The organism is Rhodococcoides kyotonense (assembly GCF_001645385.1).
GTDB lineage: Bacteria > Actinomycetota > Actinomycetes > Mycobacteriales > Mycobacteriaceae > Rhodococcoides > Rhodococcoides kyotonensis_B.
The window spans coordinates 16,759-35,306 of sequence record NZ_LVHI01000040.1; the positions used below are offsets into that span (position 1 = coordinate 16,759).

Annotated in this window: 16 protein-coding genes; 7 read left to right on the forward strand and 9 right to left on the reverse strand. The window is 64.8% G+C overall.

The window, feature by feature from the left end; translation table 11 throughout:
* Positions 1–27: 27 nt before the first annotated feature.
* Positions 28–600, forward strand: coding sequence for a giguanylate cyclase (locus A3K89_RS23545; RefSeq protein ID WP_254303656.1), 573 nt, complete (start codon positions 28–30; stop codon positions 598–600).
* Between the two features lie 4 nt (positions 601–604).
* On the opposite strand, the gene A3K89_RS23550 is transcribed toward A3K89_RS23545, so the two are convergent.
* A complete protein-coding gene (locus tag A3K89_RS23550) occupies positions 605–1,357 on the reverse strand; it encodes an SIR2 family NAD-dependent protein deacylase (RefSeq protein ID WP_068432009.1) in 753 nt (250 codons plus the stop codon).
* A 115-nt stretch (positions 1,358–1,472) separates the two neighbouring features.
* Positions 1,473–2,555: a ParB/Srx family N-terminal domain-containing protein gene (locus A3K89_RS23555; protein ID WP_254303658.1), complete on the reverse strand. Its 1,083-nt coding sequence runs from the start codon at positions 2,553–2,555 to the stop codon at positions 1,473–1,475.
* A gap of 238 nt (positions 2,556–2,793) precedes the next feature.
* On the opposite strand from A3K89_RS23555, the gene A3K89_RS23560 reads away from it, so the two are divergent.
* Positions 2,794–4,185: an HNH endonuclease gene (locus A3K89_RS23560; RefSeq protein ID WP_157105429.1), complete on the forward strand. Its 1,392-nt coding sequence runs from the start codon at positions 2,794–2,796 to the stop codon at positions 4,183–4,185.
* Here A3K89_RS23560 and A3K89_RS23565 read toward each other — a convergent pair.
* Genes A3K89_RS23565 through A3K89_RS23585 form a run of 5 tightly spaced genes read right to left on the reverse strand, consistent with a single transcriptional unit; the run spans position 4,171 to position 10,772 of the window.
* Positions 4,171–6,486, reverse strand: a complete 2,316-nt coding sequence (locus tag A3K89_RS23565) for an FdhF/YdeP family oxidoreductase (RefSeq protein WP_068432017.1) — start codon at positions 6,484–6,486, stop codon at positions 4,171–4,173. The two genes, A3K89_RS23560 and A3K89_RS23565, sit on opposite strands and share 15 nt — an antisense overlap.
* Before the next feature lie 47 nt (positions 6,487–6,533).
* Positions 6,534–7,448 carry a LysR family transcriptional regulator gene (locus A3K89_RS23570; RefSeq protein WP_068431564.1) on the reverse strand — a complete coding sequence of 305 codons (915 nt, stop codon included), beginning with the start codon at positions 7,446–7,448 and terminating at the stop codon, positions 6,534–6,536.
* A 50-nt stretch (positions 7,449–7,498) separates the two neighbouring features.
* A complete protein-coding gene (locus tag A3K89_RS23575) occupies positions 7,499–8,854 on the reverse strand; it encodes a glycosyltransferase (protein ID WP_068432020.1) in 1,356 nt (451 codons plus the stop codon).
* Entirely contained in the window at positions 8,851–9,864 is a 1,014-nt protein-coding gene (locus A3K89_RS23580; protein WP_068431566.1) for a hypothetical protein, read from the reverse strand. Before A3K89_RS23580 ends, A3K89_RS23575 begins: the two co-directional genes overlap by 4 nt.
* A complete protein-coding gene (locus A3K89_RS23585; RefSeq protein WP_254303660.1) occupies positions 9,861–10,772 on the reverse strand; it encodes a WcbI family polysaccharide biosynthesis putative acetyltransferase in 912 nt (303 codons plus the stop codon). Before A3K89_RS23585 ends, A3K89_RS23580 begins: the two co-directional genes overlap by 4 nt.
* A 186-nt stretch (positions 10,773–10,958) precedes the next feature.
* On the opposite strand from A3K89_RS23585, the gene A3K89_RS23590 reads away from it, so the two are divergent.
* From A3K89_RS23590 to A3K89_RS23605, 4 genes are all read left to right on the forward strand, one after another.
* Positions 10,959–12,020: a hypothetical protein gene (locus A3K89_RS23590; protein ID WP_254303662.1), complete on the forward strand. Its 1,062-nt coding sequence runs from the start codon at positions 10,959–10,961 to the stop codon at positions 12,018–12,020.
* A complete protein-coding gene (locus A3K89_RS23595; RefSeq protein ID WP_068431570.1) occupies positions 12,017–13,000 on the forward strand; it encodes a glycosyltransferase in 984 nt (327 codons plus the stop codon). The genes A3K89_RS23590 and A3K89_RS23595 overlap by 4 nt, the downstream gene beginning before the upstream one ends.
* A complete protein-coding gene (locus A3K89_RS23600) occupies positions 12,997–13,815 on the forward strand; it encodes a glycosyltransferase family 2 protein (protein ID WP_068432025.1) in 819 nt (272 codons plus the stop codon). The genes A3K89_RS23595 and A3K89_RS23600 overlap by 4 nt, the downstream gene beginning before the upstream one ends.
* Before the next feature lie 87 nt (positions 13,816–13,902).
* Positions 13,903–14,379, forward strand: a complete 477-nt coding sequence (locus A3K89_RS23605; protein WP_068431573.1) for a GNAT family N-acetyltransferase — start codon at positions 13,903–13,905, stop codon at positions 14,377–14,379.
* Between the two features lie 24 nt (positions 14,380–14,403).
* Here A3K89_RS23605 and A3K89_RS23610 read toward each other — a convergent pair whose 3' ends face one another.
* Positions 14,404–14,595: a hypothetical protein gene (locus A3K89_RS23610; protein WP_068431577.1), complete on the reverse strand. Its 192-nt coding sequence runs from the start codon at positions 14,593–14,595 to the stop codon at positions 14,404–14,406.
* A gap of 71 nt (positions 14,596–14,666) precedes the next feature.
* On the opposite strand from A3K89_RS23610, the gene glgX reads away from it, so the two are divergent.
* A complete protein-coding gene (glgX, locus tag A3K89_RS23615; protein ID WP_068431580.1) occupies positions 14,667–16,706 on the forward strand; it encodes a glycogen debranching protein GlgX in 2,040 nt (679 codons plus the stop codon).
* Positions 16,707–16,763: 57 nt separating this feature from the next.
* Here glgX and A3K89_RS23620 read toward each other — a convergent pair whose 3' ends face one another.
* Positions 16,764–18,539, reverse strand: a complete 1,776-nt coding sequence (locus A3K89_RS23620) for an acyl-CoA dehydrogenase (RefSeq protein WP_068431582.1) — start codon at positions 18,537–18,539, stop codon at positions 16,764–16,766.
* Positions 18,540–18,548 lie beyond the last annotated feature (9 nt).

The window sequence follows — 18,548 nt, forward strand, 5'->3', positions numbered from 1 at the left end:
GAGGGGCGAATCGACATGATTGTTGCAGTGAAATCGTCGGAACAGCATTACGCGTGGGGAGTCGCGTTGATGTCGTCACTGGCGGTGACCGGCATTGTGCAGAAGGTCGTCGCACTGGCCACGCTGGCCATGGCGGTGGTCGTCACGTTGGAAATGGCTTTCGGTTACGGGGCGACGACGCCGATCCCGTCGGGCGTGCAGTGGGCGTCGATGATCGCCGCGTACATCATGGGTGCCTTTTGGATGTTCGGCCCGTGGCCGACATTGAAGCAAGCGTTCGCATTCGTCATGATCGCCGATCTCGCTATCTTCTCGGCGACCATGGTGGCGGACTTTCCACCCGAGATAACCCTCGGAAAGACTGCGTTCCTGATCGAACTCGGAATGTTCGTCGGCTTCTTCTTCGAACGGTGGATGCTCGCAACTCACGTCGTGTTCTGCATTCTCGCCGCGACAGTCATCGCCGTGTACGTCGTGAAGTACGAGGGCGTGTCCGTGCTGATGGCAATCGTCGTCTGGTCGCCGGTCGTGGTCTCGATCGGGGGCTTCGCGCTGTTACTCCACTTCGCTGCACGGTCCATGCGCCTCGAGTTCGAATAGGCCGTCAGAGCTTCGCGACCAGTGCCGGCAGACCGGTGGCAGCAGTGGTGCGCCATCGAACGTCGGCCATGTCCGAAATCTCGGTCTCGACCGGGTTGATCTCGACCACCTTCGCCCCGGTGCTGCGGGCCATGGCGGGCAAGCCCGCGAACGGGAACACGACGCCGGACGTTCCGACGACCAAGACCAAGTCCGCGTGCTCGACAGCGTCGACCGACGCGGACCACTGATCTTCCGGCAATGGTTCACCGAACCACACCGCACCGGGACGCATCGGCCCGCCACATTCGGGGCACGACGGCGGCGGCACCCGGTCCGTCTCCTCGTCGACGATCTCTTCGTCGGGCTGCGAACGAACGCCGCATTCGGAACACCGCGGATCGAACAGACTGCCGTGCACGTGCGCGAGCACGGTCGAACCGGCCCGCTCATGTAGGTCGTCGACGTTCTGCGTGGCGATGTCGAGGTGTATTCGCTTCTGCCACTCGGTCAACGCGTAGTGACCCGGGTTGGGTTCGGAGCGCCGTACCAGTTCGGCTCGCCACCGATACCAGCCCCACACGAGGTCCATGTCCCGTGCCCACCCGTCCGGGCTGGCCAGATCCGCGGGCTCGAAGTGGGACCACAATCCGGTCTGCGCGTCCCTGAACGTGGCGATGCCCGATTCCGCTGACATGCCTGCCCCTGTCAGGACTGCGACCCGGGACGCTGCGCGGGCGAGCTCGATGACAGCGTCCGGTACTTCGACGTCGACCATGCGCGCCAGTGTCCCACGGCCGACCGACACGTTCACCTGAACCGCCCTCGGAGGACCGATGAAACAGATGGAGCGGCGGCCGACATCGGCCGCCGCTCCATGATGCGGAGTCGGGTCAGTTACCCAAGCCCGACTTGTAGAGCAGCGCGTAGGCGAGTTTGCCCGGCTTCGCATCCGAGTACGGAGCCGACAACTTGCCGAATTCGCCCTTGGTCGTGGCCTTTCCGTCGTTCCATGCGTCCAGGGCCCCGAGTTCCGCTGCGGTTCTCCCGTTGTCGATCACCGCATCCTTGGGGACGGCAACCTGTGCACGCGAGACAGCCTCGACGGTCGCTAGGTAGCTGGCAAGGTCGTTGTTGTTCCATCCGCTGATGTCGACGGCGCCGGAGTCACGAACCCAAGCTCCCCAGTAGAACTCCTGGAACGCAATCGATCCGGGAGTGAATCCGATGTCACGAGCGGAATAGGTCAAGCTGCGGTACTTGTCGTCCTGGAAGTTGGCGAGGCCCACACCCGCAGGCAGTTGCTCGACTGGAACCTCGGAACCGTTGACGTCGCGGTTCCAGACCCACTTCTCGGCCTGCATCTTCGCCCAGAAGTCGGCGGGGCTCAGATCGCTCAGGTTCGCGACGACGCGCAGTCGAACGTGCAGGTTCGGTCCACCGTCGGCAGTCTCGTAGAACGACGTCAGCGTGTGATGGCCGTCGGTCAGATACGGAACGCCGCCCGGGCCGATCACGACGGTCTTCATTGCGGCGATGCTCTCGTCGGTTTCCTGTCCGACGGGCAGTGCGCAGGTGAACGACGCGGGGTTGTCGAGACGAGCATCGGGTTGAGCAGACGCAGCCTCGAGCTGGCCGTTCGCCTCGCACCAATCGTCGAACTTCTTGTTGATCTCGTCCTTGCCCTGGCTGTAGCGGCCGAGCTTGTAGTAGACCTCGTCGTATCCGAGCGACGGCTGGGTCGCGCGGACGTCGCCGATACGCATGTCGAGCAGTTCGCCTGCTTCGGCGCAGCCGTACTGCGTTGCATTCGCCGAGCCTGCCGAACCCGTGGGCAGCACATCGGCGATCTGGCACAACAGCGGAGCTGCCGTCGCGGGTGCCGCTGTGACGACGTTGGTAGCCAGCGTGGTCGTCGCCGCGGCGAGGGCGAGTGCACCCATCGTGGCCGCCCGGCGAATCGATGCGGTGAGCATCTGTGAGAACTCCTCGAATAGGGAACGTGCGAGGGGTCAACCGTCGCCCAGCCCGCAAACCGGCCGGTGACCATGACATGTCCGGACGGTGATCCACAGATGAACGGACGTGAGACCGGCTGCCTCCGAACAATCTCCACATCCAAGCTCGATGTTGACCAATTCAGGCCCACGCCTTGCATTTCGGCGTTATTCGAACTAATGTTCGACTATCACTTCGGCCCGGGGGGACCATTTGTTGAGTACGGATGCGATAGCCGAGTTCCATCGATCGGTTGGCGAAGTCGATCGGTCACTAGACAACGCCACACGGATCGAACAGATCACCGCACTCGAACGCATCAAGTCTGCAGCCGTCGCCGCGCAGGCGACACTCACTGCGGACCTCGATTCGGCGACACGCGTACAGAGAGCCGCCGACGGCGTTCCTGCATCACGGAGGTCGCGCGGTATTGCGGCACAGATCGGCCTTGCCCGGATGGACTCACCACACCGCGGTGGTACTCATCTCGGGCAGGCGCGAATCCTGTTGGAGGACATGCCTCATACCCTCGCACGACTTGCGGCGGGCGATCTGAACGAATGGCGTGTCAACCTGATAGTCAAGGAGATCGTGTGTCTCGACAAGGCCGACAGACAAGCGATCGATGTCGAATTGTGTTCGTCGGTCACTACTTTGGCGGGTCTGAGCGACAAAGCAGTAAGTGCACGGGCGGCCGGACTCGCGGCGGAGCGAGACGCGGCCGCCATCGTCGCTCGGGCGCGCAAGGCACCGGAGCAGCGATCGGTGACGAGCAGACCTGCACCCGACAGCATGGCTTACTTGACGTCACTCCTACCGATGAAACAGGCGATCAGCATTCACGCGACCCTGATGCGAGACGCGCAGCAGGCAATCTCCGACGGCGCGGGCGGTGATCGCACACGCAACCAGATCATGGCCGATCTGCTGACCGAGCGTGTGCTCGGCATCAGCAGCACCGATCAGGTGCCGGTCGCAGTCGACCTGGTGATCTCCGATCAATCGCTGCTCGCCGGGGGCGCCGCGCCCGCGCATGTTCAGGGGTACGGCCCGATTCCTGCGGCGATCGCGCGTGACCTCGTCGTCGGTGCACTCGCTGCCGACGCCCGCGTCTCTCTCCGCCGCATCTATGCGAACCCATCGAGCGGATCTCTGACGGCGATGGAGTCCTCGGCGCGACTGTTCCCGAAGTCGTTGGCGCACTTGATCGACCTACGCGACAGGTGGTGCCGCACCCCGTGGTGCGGTGCACCCATTCGGCACCGTGACCACATCGTCGAGCACCGGAACGGCGGACCGACGTCCGCAGACAACGGCGCTGGCCTGTGCGAGGCGTGCAATCACGCGAAGCAGGCGCCTGGATGGAGTGCACATCCGACGACCAGCGAGAGTGGTCGCCATTCGTTCCGCATCACCACACCGACTGGACACATTTACGATTCGACGGCACCGGCTTTGCCGACCCCCGCGGACCCGCAGCGCGGCGATCCGGATGGTCGGCGGCTTCCCCGGAGAGTCGGCAGACCGAAGCCCCGAAGGCGCTCGGCGCGGGGAACGCGCCCCGTGCGTCCACTGACGTCGAGCCGGCGCTTGTCAGGAAGGTGGTAGCTCATGCGAAACGAGACGCACCACAACCGCTTTGGACACCGGGGTGTTGGACTTGCGGGCCACATGGTCCAGCGGAACGAGCGGATTCGTCTCCGGGTAGTAGGCGGCTGCATTGCCCACCGGTGTGGCGAAAGCGACGATACGGAACGCGTCGGCGCGACGCTCTTCGACGCTGCCGTCGGGACGAGTCCATTCGGAGACGAGATCGACCCGATCGCCGTCGCGGAAGCCGAGCGATTCGATATCGGCCGGGTTGACGAAGACGACACGTCGGCCGCCCTTCACGCCCCGGTATCGATCATCGAGCCCGTAGATGGTGGTGTTGTACTGGTCGTGGCTGCGCATCGTCTGCAGAACGAGGCGACCTTCGGGCACGGGCAACCACGTCAGCTCGTTGACGCCGAAGTTCGCCTTCCCGGTGGAGGTCATGAAGGTGCGGCTGTCGCGCGGCGGATGCGGAAGTCCGAAACCTTCCTTCTGCCTGACCTTTCGATTGAAATCCTCGAACCCGGGGACGACCCGCGAGATGGAATCACGGATGAGGTCGTAGTCGTCGGCCAGCTTCGACCACTGCACCGAGTGTTCGCTGCCGAACAGTGCCTCGGCGATACCCGCGACAATTGCGACCTCCGAACGCATGTGGGGACTCGACGGCGTCAGGCCACCACGCGAACGGTGCACCATCGACATCGAATCCTCGACGGTGACGAATTGCTTGCCCGTGGCGCGCACATCCTTGTCGGTGCGACCGAGCGACGGAAGGATCAGAGCGGTCCTACCGTGAACGAGGTGGCTGCGATTCAGCTTCGTCGACACCTGCACAGTCAACGAACACCGACGCAACGCTGCCTCGGTCACATGGGTGTCCGGAGTAGCGGACACGAAGTTCCCGCCCATGCCCATGAAGAACGACGCCTGACCGTCGCGCATCGCACGGATCGAATCGACTGCGTCCAAACCGTGTTCGCGCGGCGACCGAATTCCGAACTCGGCGTCGAGCGCAGCGAGGAAGGCCTCGGGCATCTTCTCCCAGATCCCCATCGTGCGGTCACCCTGCACGTTGGAATGTCCACGCACCGGGCATACTCCTGCGCCCGGCTTGCCGATCATCCCCCGTGCGAGCAGCAGGTTCACCGCTTCCTCGATGGTCGCGACGCCGTGCGTCTGCTGCGTCAGCCCCATCGCCCAGCAGATGATCGTGGCGTTCGAGGCGATCATCGCGTCGGCGGTAGATCGAAGCTGGTCCATCGTCAGACCGGTTGCTTCGAGGACGACGTCCAGGTCGACCCGGCGAATGTGCTCGATCCACGCGTCGAAGCCCGCGGTGTGGCGCGCGATGAAGTCGTGGTCGAGAACCGTTCCGGGAGCAGCATCCTCGGCATCGACGATCAGCTTGCCGAGCCCCTGGAACAGGGCCATGTCTCCACCGATGCGGATCTGCAGGTAGTCGTCGGAGATCGCGATACCGTCTCCGATCACTCCACCTACTCGCTGCGGGTCCTTGAAACGCTGCAGGCCTGCCTCGACGAGCGGGTTGACGGCGATGACCCTCGCGCCGTTGCGCTTGGCCTTCTCCAGCGTCGACAGCATGCGCGGATGATTGGTGCCCGGGTTCTGGCCGGCGATGACGATCAGGTCCGCATTCTCGATGTCCGGCACGGAGACCGAACCCTTGCCGATACCGATCGACGCGGACAATGCGCTGCCAGAGGATTCGTGGCACATGTTGGAACAGTCCGGCATGTTGTTCGTGCCGTAGGACCGAATGAGCAGCTGGTACAGGAACGCAGCCTCGTTGGACGTGCGTCCGGAGGTGTAGAAGATCGCCTCGTGCGGGCTCGTGAGCGACCGGAGCTCGTCGGCGATCAGCGCGTTCGCGTCGTCCCATCCGATGGGCTCGTAGTGAGTTGCACCGGAACGCAACACCATCGGATGTGTCAGGCGCCCTTGCTGCCCGAGCCAGTATTCGGTGCGGCCGAGCAGATCCTCGACCGAATGCTCGGCGAAGAACGCGGGCCCGACCGTGCGCTTCGTGGCCTCTTCGGCGACGGCTTTGGCGCCGTTCTCGCAGAATTCAGCGTGCTTACGGTGACCGGGAGTCTCGGGCCAGGCGCACCCTGGGCAATCGAAACCCTTGCGTTGGTTCAGAGAGGCGAGCGACAACGCCGTTCGGGCGGCACCCATCTGTTCGACTCCGCGCTGCAACGACACGAGCACGGCGGGCACCCCAGCCGCATAACTCTTCTTGTCCGTGACGACGATGTTGTCCTCGTCGTACTCGTAGTCGTGTCGCACAGTCATGCACAGACGGTGCACCACCGCACCCACGCGAGTCCAAGACGCAGCGCCTACTGGTCGATAGGTGGCACCGATGACGACTGGTCGAGGCCTCGGGCCGTGTCCTCCAATGCGCGGACGAGTGCCGACCCCTGGGCGCCTCTACCGGTGATCAGTCCGACCACGGGAGCGTCGAAACCACCCGCGAGCGGAATGCAGCGCAGCCCTGGCGGTTCCCCGAACACCCGTCGCCAGACGCGCGGCACGACCGCCGCCCACTGACCGGTCTTGACATGGGCATAGAGCGACGCGATCGAGTCGGTCTCGACCTGCGGGGCATGCGTCACGCCGTCGGACGCGAAGAATTCGTCCAGAATCCGACGTCCCCGCATCATCGACGGGAGAGCACACAGCGGCAGGCTCGACGCTTCCCGCCACGTGATGCTGTCACCGCCTGCTGTCGTCGAGTCGGCGGACACGAGCAGGTCGTAGAACTCGCGGTAGAGCGGGAACGTTCGATAGCGCGTCGTGATGTCGTCGTCGAGATACGTGATGCCACCGTCGAGTTCGAATCTGTCGATCCGTGCGGTGATGTCGGCAGACGGCAGATCTTCGGCCAGATTCACCGTGACGAGTGGATGCCTGCCGCACAGCGGACCGGTCAGATCGGCGACGGTGGCCGATGCCGTCGGAACGACTCCGAGCCGAACCGTGCCGGTGACACCCGTCCGCAAGGCGGCGGCTTCGTGTTTCAACGATTGCTGGTCGGAGACGATGCGCCTGGCCCACCGAACGATCTGCTCGCCCTCCGGCGTGAGACCTTCGAACCTGCGCCCGCGCACGATCAACGGCAGGTCGAGTTCGATCTCCAGCTTTCGGATCGCCTCGGACAGCGCGGGCTGCGACACGTGACACGCCTCGGCTGCCCGCGTGAAATGCCGTTCGCGTGACAGCGCGACGAGGTACTCCAGTTGACGAAACAGCATCCTCTACACCCGGCCTGTCGCTCCGCGCGAGACCAGCCGAGGCCCGAGTGCTACCACGCCAGCCAGGGCTCCTCGGTACGTACGGTGATGCCCACCTCGCTCGCGTCGAGACGGGCTACACCGAAGAGTTGCTCCAGCAGGTCGATCTCGGAACCGTCGGCCCACCGGCGGGCGCGATGCACCGCACGGGACGCCGTCAGAGTGACCGACGCCGAACCACATTCGACCTCCACCCGTCCATACCCTCCGGGGCGGACGTCGGTCGTGAGCGTGGCCAAGGTCGACGACGAGAACTCGATACGTCCCCTGACGTCGAGAACGAATCGGCATCGCGCCACTGTATCGAATTCGGGTTCCCCGAGGCGAATACGCGAATCCTCCAGTCCCAGAGCGTCGAAGAGTTCACTCGCCGACGTTCCGCTCAGCCAGACCGCGCAATCGTATCCGTCGACTATCGATGCGATCGTCACCGCAAGGGACGCGGCCGAGTGTCCATCGGTGTCGACCAGCGCGACGGTGTCCGGAATGCGATAGCGCAGACCCGAAGTCCTCGCCGCCGGATCCGTGACGAGCCGAGACAGCGCCAATGCCTCGTGATTCTTCCTACTCACGCGGTCCGACACTTCCCGCTCACCCCAATCCGGTCCGTCGTGCCAGGCCAGGGCCGCCGGCTCGTACGCGAGGACCGCGCCCATCATGAACGCACGGTTCGCGAATTCCCAGTCCTCTCCCCCGTACTGTACGAACGACTCGTCGAACCCACCGACTGCATCGAACAGTGCACGACTGCACGTCATCACGGCACTGAGAACGTACTTGTAGCCGTCCCACCCAGGCTTCAACAGGTTCGACGTACGCGCGTACCCGTCGACGAGCCAGGCCGGTTCACGATCGTGTCCGGACTCGTCCTGTGCCGCGATCCACTGCAGCACCGCAGACTCGGCGATCTCGGACAGATCCGCATGCTTGCGCCTGCCGACGACGAGCGCGTCGGGTACGAGCGACGGTAAGCGCACCGCGTGACGGATGTAGTCGGGTGTCGGCACGGTGTCCGCGTCGAGGAAACACAGAACCTGCCCCCTCGACGCATGAGCACCGAGATTCCTGGCGGCGGCGGCCCGGAACCCTTTGTCCTCCTGCGTCACCACCGAAATCGACAGGTCGGTTCGCCACCGCTCGACGTCGGGTGCGACGGCCGACCCGTCGTCGGCGACGACGACGTCGACCCGTTCCAGGGGATAGTGCTGCGCCGCCAATGCCGTCAGCACGAGCGACAATTGGGTGGACTGGTCGTAATACGGAACGATCACGCTGACCGTCGGGCAGGAACCTGTTCCGTCGGCGAGATCCCACCGGTTGTCCGGTACGGCAACGTGTGTGTCGTCGACGCGGAACACGTCGGTCACCGACGCCACCTCGCCAGCACCTCGGCGTAGGCGTTCGCGACATCGGACGGCGACGGTACCGGCTCGACGGACGGATCGAGCCAGGTCCTGCTCGAGTCCTCCACCGCAGCGAAGATCGCGGACTGCAGGGACTCGTCGTCGTTGCCGTGGATCGTCACCACGCCCGGCGACCGTCGGTCGAGTTCGTCGATGTAGTCGCTCTGCGGAACCAACGGCCTGCGTCCCTGGGCGATCCACGTGTTGATCGAACCGGATGCGGACATGTGCCGGTGGTACGCAACCGGGACGGTGACGCCGCGCATTCGTTCGCGCATCTCGTCGTCGTCGAGGTAGCCGGTGACCTCACACGAGCGCCCCGATTCGGCTGCAACGGAACGCAATTCGTCGACGAGATCGTCGTGGCCCGGCGACGGCGCACCGAGCGCCAGGAATCCCACGGTCGACGGAAGGCCTGCCATGGCGCGCAGCGTCTCGATGTGTCCTTTACCCGGGTACAGAAATCCGAGAACGCCGACGGTCGGCACCGCGGGCATCGGCGACATCGGATGCTGCACACGGGATCCGATCATGAGCGGAACCACCTCGGGTACCGCCTCGGGGGCCACGTGCCGTTTCAGGAGCCCGGCTTCATGCTCGCTCGACACCACCACCCCTGCCGCTGCATCGACCGCGGTCCGGTAGAAATCGACCCGAGCGTTCATCGACGAACCGTCCGACGGCTGCGGCAGGTCGTGCAGCGTGACCGACACAGGACGGCCGACGGCTTCGACCACGGACAGCAGGTGCTTCGACGCCTGCGCGGGCGACGTGCCGAACAACCTGTCCGTGACGTGCAGGTGGACCAGGCCGCAGGAGGAAAGATCCGACGGCAACGGCGACCACGGCGTGTCGAGCAACACCCTCCGGTGCCCGACGCCTTCCGCGGCCAGCGCCTCGTGAACCGACACGGCATACTCGACGACACCGTGCTTGCGCGGGCCGATGACGAGATGACACACGTCGGCACTCATGACGCGAGCCCGAGGATGTCGAGCAACTCGGCGTAACGCGTCAGCGCCGCCTCGATGAACTCGGGATGGTGTGCATACCAGGCAATCTGGGCGATGCGGACCTCGTCGTCGGTCAGCGATGTGCCGTCGACCAGCCAACGGTCACGTGGTGACGCGGCCAGACTCAACGCCTCGACGACGCGACTTTCCAACGGTGCGCGGACGTTTCCGAGGAGCTCGCGATCCGGCGCACTGGGGCCCGATGCGCCCAGCATGTCGAGCAGACGAGTTCCGAGCGTCATCAGCACCGGGTTTCCGGGATGATTGATCGTGTGAGCGGCACGGTCGCCCAGACCGAGCAGGACGTCGGAAACCCCTACGTCGCAGTGCTTCTCCTCGCGACGTGACAGTTGTTCGACACTCCACGCTGCGGCGGCGCGAATACGATCGGGGGTAACGTCGACGTCCCACTCCTCGCGGGCGAATCTGCCGTCACGCACGGCGAGAATCGTGCGCAGGTCGTGATACGGAACGGCCGCGGGCACCGCCGACGGTCGGTCGGGCGAACGGACGATTGCCTGGAACGGAAACAGCCCGCCGTGTCGAACGACCGGCCAGACGATGGTCTTCGTGTCGGGTCCGGCGGCGTCCACGATGTCGGCCGTCCCGATCGGCAGGTCGCGATACCCGGCGCGCACGGGCTGCGACGCGATGACCGCGGCCCCGTCGAGAAGCCGTTCGACGTGAGGCAGATCGTCGGAAAGCAGCTCGTGCACCGGCGGGATGCGGACCGTTCGGTACGGCAGATCCGGAGAGCTCGACAACACGATACGAAGGGCCTCTGCCTGGCAGTTTCCCCAGACGACCAGTACCGGCCGATCGTCTCGTCCTACCGCTTCGCTGACGCCGTAGAACTCCCCGTAATGCACTGTTCGGGCACTCGGGGTCCGTCCGCGGGGCGGTCTCACAGCGCCGCCGCCGTCGCCGCACGTCGCGGTAGTATCTCCAACGTCACCAAGAACACTCCTTCTCGAGCAGCCGGGCAGGGTACCCCACTACCTCCTATATCCCGTCTGCAGACAGAGGAACCCTCCGATTTGATCACCGTCGCTTCGGTGCCCACCGCACACCAGTACGTGGCCCATCTCGAACCCGTCACCGGTACGACCGTCGTCCGGCTGCCGGATCCCATTCCGTCCGGCGCTACGACCAACGATCCGTGGTGGCCGCCTCGGTGGCTGGAAGCGGATTGGCTGGCGGAGAACGTCCACACGTTCGACGTGCTTCATCTGCACTTCGGTTTCGACGCACTTCCGCCCGAACAACTCGTCGACGTCGCCACCGTGTTGCGTGACCACGGCAAGCCCCTCGTCCTGACCGTGCACGACCTGCACAATCCGCACTTCGCGGACAACACGCTGCATCTCGAACATCTCGATGTGCTGGTGCCCGCCGCGGCCGAGGTCGTCACGTTGACCGACGGCGCTGCCGCCGAGATCGTGTCGCGCTGGGGCGTCGACGCCACCGTCGTGCCTCATCCGCATGTTGCTCCGCTCGATCTGATCGGTGGCCCACGCCCGAGTACCGACCGTTTCGTCATCGGGGTCCATGCCAAGAACCTGCGCGCCAACCTCGATCCGCTGGCCGTCATGGATGCCGTCGTGAGAGCGGCCGACGAGATCCCCGACGCGGTCGTCCGGCTCGACATCGACGAACAAGTCTTCGGGTCCGACGACGAACGCGGCGTCAGGCCGGTCGGTGACGCGCTGCGACAGTACGAGAACCGCGGTGTCGACGTGCGAATCCACCGGCGCTTCGACGACGACGAACTATGGCGCTACCTGACCGAGATCGATGTGTCGGTGCTGCCGTACAGGTTCGGAACGCACTCGGGGTGGCTCGAGGCGTGTTACGACGTCGGCACGGCGGCGATCGCACCCGACTGCGGTTACTACGCCGAGCAGAAACCCTGTCACACGTATCGATTCGGCCTGGACAGGTTCGACCCCGAGTCGCTGACGACGGCCGTACACGACGCGTCCGACGCGCGTGGCCGTGTCGCCTCCGCGTCACGGCAGGCACGCGAGCAGGAACGAGTTCGAATCGCCGAGACGCACGAATCGATCTACCGTCGCGTACTCTCGCGCGCCGACTCGTCCGCGGCGGTACCGCGATGATCGGTTACTACGCGCATCACCACGGGTCCGGTCACGTCACCCGCGCCACGTCGATCGCGGCAGCCAGCGACGAGCAGTTCGTCGTTCTGTCGTCGCGAAAGCGACCGTCTCACAGCAACATCGAATGGGTCACGCTTCCTCTCGACGTCGACGAGGACGTCACCCCGATCGACCCGACCGTGGGCGGAACACTGCACTGGGCTCCGCTGGGTGTCCGCGGTCTGACGGACCGGATGGTTGCCATCGCGGACTGGATCGCACGCATGCGTCCGCGGGTGTTCGTCGTCGACGTGTCGGTGGAAGTGGCGGTGTTCGTTCGGCTGCTCGGCGTTCCGGTCGTCGTCATGGCGATGCCCGGCGAGCGAGACGACGCTCCACACCGACTCGCCTACCAGGCCGCGACCCGCATCGTCGCGCCGTGGTCGCAGTCTGTCTACGATCCGACGTGGTTGCGCATGCACGCCGACAAAACCGATTACGTCGGCGTCGTCAGCAGATTCGCCGGCCGCGCACACGAGACCGTCGACGACGCCCCAGGCGTGCTCGTGTTGGGCGGCGCGGGCGGAACCGCGCTCACCGCACGCGATATCGACGACGCAGCTGCATCCGACACTCGATTCGATTGGGCGGCCGTGGGTCTCGACGCGTCGACCTGGGTCGACGACGTATGGCCCCTGCTGTGTTCCGCATCCGTCGTCGTCACGCACGCGGGTCAGAATGCGATCGCGGATGTCGCGTGCGCAGGAACGCGCGCCGTCGTCATCCCGCAACATCGTCCGTACGACGAACAGGTCGCGACCGCAGCCGCGTTGGCGGGCTCGTCGGTGGCCGTCACTGCGGCGCAATGGCCGTCGGCGGAGAATTGGCCACGACTGCTCGACGACGCATTGGCGTTGAATCCCGCTGCGTGGAAACAGGTTCGGCAGAACGGCGCCGCCGAACGTGCGGCCTCCGCGATCTCTCGGGCGGTGCCGTCGTGAACATCGCCGTCGTCACCGTCGTCTCGGGACGGCACGAGCACCTGGCAGGCCAACTGCGTGGCCTCGCAGAGTCGTCGCCGGCACCCTGGCTGCACGTCGTCGTCGCGATGGGTGACGACGCGATCACCGACGTGGTTGCCGAAAGCGGTAGCGACGCGGCTGTCGTCTCGGTGGATGCGCCGAGGCCGCAACTGCCGATTGCTCACGCGCGCAACACCGGTGCGACGACGGCGATCGAGGCGGGAGCCGACGTGTTGGTCTTCCTGGACGTCGACTGCATCCCCGGCACGGACATGCTGAGGCGGTACGCGGATGCTGCTCGCAGCCATGGGCACTACCTGCTGTGCGGCCCGGTCACGTACCTCCCTCCCAAGGACGGGCCGTGGGCCACCGACGAACTCGTCGCCAACACGCGCCCGCACACTGCCCGACCCGACCCACTTCCCGGAATCGTCGAGGAAGGTGACAACTACGATCTGTTCTGGTCGCTGTCGTTCGGTGTCACGCCGGCGACGTGGGCGTCGATCGGCGGATTCTTCGAGGGCTATTCGGGTTACGGCGGCGAGGACACCGATTTCGCTGCAACGGCACGAGCGGCGGGCGTCGGACTCGGCTGGGTGGGTGGGGCGCACGCCTATCACCAACACCACCCGGTGTCGTCGCCACCCGTCGAGCATCTCGACGACATCGTGCGCAATTCCGCTGTCTTCCACAGGCGCTGGAATCGTTGGCCGATGGAGGGATGGTTGACCGAATTCGAGCGCCGAGGTCTGATCACTCGGACGCAGGCAGGTACTATTTCTCGCATCCACTGAACGTGGAGTGAACAACGGACCAACGGGTAAACATCGTCGGGCCCACCACCTCCGGACCCACGCGACCAGACCGAGGACTGACTGCTCATGAGTACATCGCCCACAACCGACCGTCCACCGACTCTGGTGAGAGCCTGGGCGGGCGACCTCGAAACGGATCGGCTCTACGCCCTGCTGAAGTTGCGCGTAGAGGTGTTCGTCGTCGAGCAGGCTTACTTCTACCCGGAGCTCGACGGATACGATCTGCTTCCGCGCACTCGGCACTTCTGGCTCGAGCGGGACGGGGACGTCATCGGAACCGTGCGCCTGTTGGAAGAGAATTCGGGCAACGAGAAGTCCTACAGCCTCGGGCACCTGTGCACCCGGCGCGCCGATCGCGGCCACGGCCACACGACGCGGTTGCTGCAGGCAGCCCTGGCCGACGTCGGGTCAGCGCCCTGCCGTATCGATTCACCGAGCTACCTCGTCGAGATGTACACGCGTCACGGATTCGTTCAGGTCGGTGACGAGATCATCGACAACGGAGTGCCGCTGGTTCCGTTGCTACGGGACACCCGCCCGTAACGACGGAACCAGCGTGCGAGCGACTCAGTGGGGTCGGTTGCCGTCGGTGTCGTCGAAGAAGGACCACTCGCCGTCGTGGTCGACCTCGATGCGCCAGCCCAGCTCGGTATCGTCTGCCTTCTGGTCGATGAACCATGCGTGCGCGTCGTCGGCGCTCTCGATGGTCTTGGTTGCCACGACGTCGCCCTTGGGGTTCAGAACTCTGTAATCAGCCATGCCTGTCCGTACCCGGCGCCGCGTCGATCTCAAACGTGTTTACCCCACCCTGCGCGGGGTACAGGGCTGCAATGACCGACGCCTCGTCCCCCATCAGCAAGCCGTACCCCCTCGGAGTGTCCCTGCTGGACACCGGTGCGGCCGACGTCGCCGTGTACTCCGAAACAGCAGATTCGGTGACCGTCGTCCTCGTCGACGAGGACGGAAACGAGTTGTCGTCGACGGTGCTGTCCGAACGCACCGGGCACGTCTTCCACGGAATCGTCGACGGCCTGGTGGCCGGATCGCGGTACGGACTGCGCGTCGACGGTCCGTGGAACCCCGCGGAAGGGTTACGCCACAACCAGAACAAGCTTCTTCTCGACCCGTACGCCCGTGCCGTCGCGGGTGGCGTCGACTGGAACGAATCGGTCTTCTCTCATCATCACGACGAGCCCGAGACACGGAACGACGCCGATTCCGCCGGATCGATGCCCGTGTCCGTGGCCGTCGCGTCCGATTTCGACTGGGGTTCGGACACTCCGCCGCGAATCCCGTTGGACCGCACCGTCGTCTACGAAGTCCACGTCAAAGGCTTCACCGAAACCCATCCGAAAGTCGACGAGCACCTTCGTGGCACCTACGCGGGCTTCGCTCACCCCGCAGCTGTTCAGTCGTTGGTCGATCTCGGCGTCACATCCGTCGAACTTCTGCCGATTCACCAGTTCGTACAGGACTCTCATCTGCTCGAAGAGGGCCGTCGGAACTACTGGGGATACAACTCGATCGGATTCTTCGCACCGCACAACGAGTACAGCAGCGCCGGCGACACCGGCGGCCAGGTCGACGAGTTCAAGGCGATGGTCAAGGCATTGCACGCCGCCGACATCGAAGTGATTCTCGACGTCGTCTACAACCACACGGCCGAGGGCAATCACCTCGGACCGACGTTGTCGCTCAAGGGGATCGACAACGCGTCGTACTACCGACTGGTCGACGACGACCGCAGCTCGTACTTCGACACCACCGGCACCGGAAACAGCCTGAACGTCGGGCATCCCGCGGCGCTTGCTCTGATCATGGACTCGCTTCGCTACTGGGTCACCGAGATGCACGTCGACGGATTCCGCTTCGACCTCGCCAGCACACTGACCCGTCAGGACGCGGATCTGGACAAGCACAGCGCGTTTCTCGATCTGGTGCACCAGGATCCGACGCTCGCCTCGGTCAAGCTCATCGCCGAGCCGTGGGACACGCAGGGATACCAGGTCGGCGGATTCCCGGCTCGATGGTCGGAATGGAACGGCAAGTTCCGGGACGACGTGCGTGACTTCTGGCGCGGTGAACCGGGCTCGCTCGGCGCCTTCGCAACGCGCATCACCGGCAGTCCCGATGTGTACGAGAGCACGCGACGACCGACGCTGGCGTCGGTGAACTTCGTGACGGCGCACGATGGCTTCACTCTCGCGGACTTGAACAGTTACGACGAGAAGCACAACGACGCGAACGGCGAGGACAACGCCGACGGCGAGTCCGACAACCGCTCGTGGGGCTGCGGCGCCGAGGGGCCGACCGACGACGAGGGCGTCAACGCGTTGCGTGCCCGTCAGCAGCGCAACCATCTGGCGACACTGCTGTTGTCCGCCGGAGTGCCGATGATCCTCGGCGGCGACGAGATCGGTCGGACCCAGCAGGGCAACAACAACGCCTACTGCCAGGACAACGAGTTGTCGTGGTTCGACTGGTCATCGGCGGACGAAGAACTGAAGCACTTCACCACTGACCTGATCCGGTTGCGTGCCGCCCATTCCGCGCTGCGCCCCAGATGGTTCCGACACGGGAGTGACAGCGGCAGCGAGAACACCGTCGACTTCTATCGCGCCGACGGTGAGATCTTCGGCGACGACGACTGGGACGACGCGTCGGCGCTGTCGATGCTCGTCCGTTTGGCCTCCGGGGACGACGACACCGTCTTCGCGTGGATGGTGAATTCGTCCCCCGCGACCGTCGAATTCGTTCTGCCCGAGGGCAATTGGCGACAGGTGCTGTCGAGCGACCCGGATCAGGCCTACGAGACGGGTGGTCCGACGATCCTGATCCGCGAACATTCGTTCACCTTGTTGGGCAGCTGACGCCCCCGTGCTCGGCAATGTACAGCGGGCTGTACATTGCCGAGCACGGGTCTGCGGTCAGAACCAGGCGGGATTCGCGTCCAGCGTCGTACGATCATGCGAGGCAAGCACATCGAGCTGGGGCCCGACCTTGGGCAACTCGTAGCGGAAGAAGTAGCGAGCAGCGTGCCGCTTGCCGTCGTAGAAATCGCCGGACTTGTCGGCGACGGCGAGGAGCTGTTCGAGCCACATCCATGCAATGACGATGTGCCCCATCGCTTCCAGGTAGATCGTCGAGTTGGCCAGCGCGACAGCGGGATCACCCGTCGCCCAGAGTCCGGCGGTGACTTCGGCGATTCGCTGAGTCGCTGCGTTCAGCGGGTCCGCGTAGTCCGACAGGCCGGCCGCCCGTGCAGCCTCGACGGTGGCCGCGATGCGGCCGACGAGCAGCATCAGTCCTGCACCACCCTGCATCGTGACCTTCCGGCCGAGCAGGTCGAGCCCTTGAATGCCGTGCGTGCCTTCGTGGATGGGATTGAGACGATTGTCGCGGTAGTACTGTTCGACGTCGTAATCCCGGGTGTAGCCGTACCCGCCGTGGACCTGGATGGCGAGGCTGTTGGCCTCGAGACACCACTGCGACGGCCAACTCTTCGCGATCGGCGTCAGGACGTCCAGCAGCAGAGTCGACTCGGCCTTCACCTCGTCGTCGTCCGCCGTGTCCTGCTCGTCGACGAGGCGTGAGCAGTACAGACCCAGTGCAAGCGCGCCCTCGACGTACGACTTCTGCGCCAGCAGCATGCGCCTGACGTCGGCGTGTTCGATCAACGGAACCGGCGCTGAGAGAGGGTCTTTCGCACCGAGAGCACGTCCCTGAGTCCGCACCTTCGCATAGTCGACCGACTTCAGATAACCGACGTACCCGAGCGCGATCGCCAGGAAGCCCACGCCGATGCGCGCCTCGTTCATCATGTGGAACATGTACGACAACCCGCGGTGCTCCTCGCCGACGAGGAAGCCGATCGCCCCGGACTGCCCGTCGGGCGAATGGGTTCCGTCACCGAACGCCAACAGCGTGTTGGTGGTACCGCGGTTGCCCATCTTGTGATTCAGCCCGACGAGAGTCACGTCGTTGCGCGTGCCGCCCGGGAGGAACTTCGGAACGATGAACAGCGAGATACCTTTGACGCCGGGTCCACCACCCTCCGCCTTGGCCAGGACGAGATGGACGATGTTCTCGGTGAGCTCGTGGTCACCTGCCGAGATCCACATCTTGGTGCCGGTGAGCCGGTAGCTGCCGTCGTCCTGCCGCAGGGCGCGCGTGGTGATGTCGGCGAGCGACGATCCTGCCTGTGGTTCCGACAGACACATCGTGCCGAAGTACCTGCCTTCGAGCATCGGCCGGACGTAGTCGTCGATCTGGGACGCGGTCCCGTACGTCGCGATCAGATTCGCGTTGGCCACCGTCAGAAACGGATAGGACGCCGTCGACGCATTGGCCGCCTGGAACCAGGCCATCGCCGCCCGCGCGACGGTCGTCGGCAACTGCATTCCCCCGACGCTCTCGTCGAACTGGCTCGCGATCAGCCCCGCCGCCGAGTACGCGTCGAGAGCCGTCTTCACGTCGTCGATCATCTCGACGGAACCGTCGGGGCGCATCCTGGGTTCCTGCGCGTCGGACTTCTTGTTGTGCGGTTCGAAATGCTTGTGCGCGAGATCCGCACACAGGTCCATGACGGCATCGAACGTCTGACGTGAATGTTCGGCGAAACGCTTGCGCGACAACAACGATTCGACGTCGAGCCATTCGTAGAGCAGAAAGTCGAGGTCGCGGCGAGAAAGCACGTCGGTCATGAAAAGCCT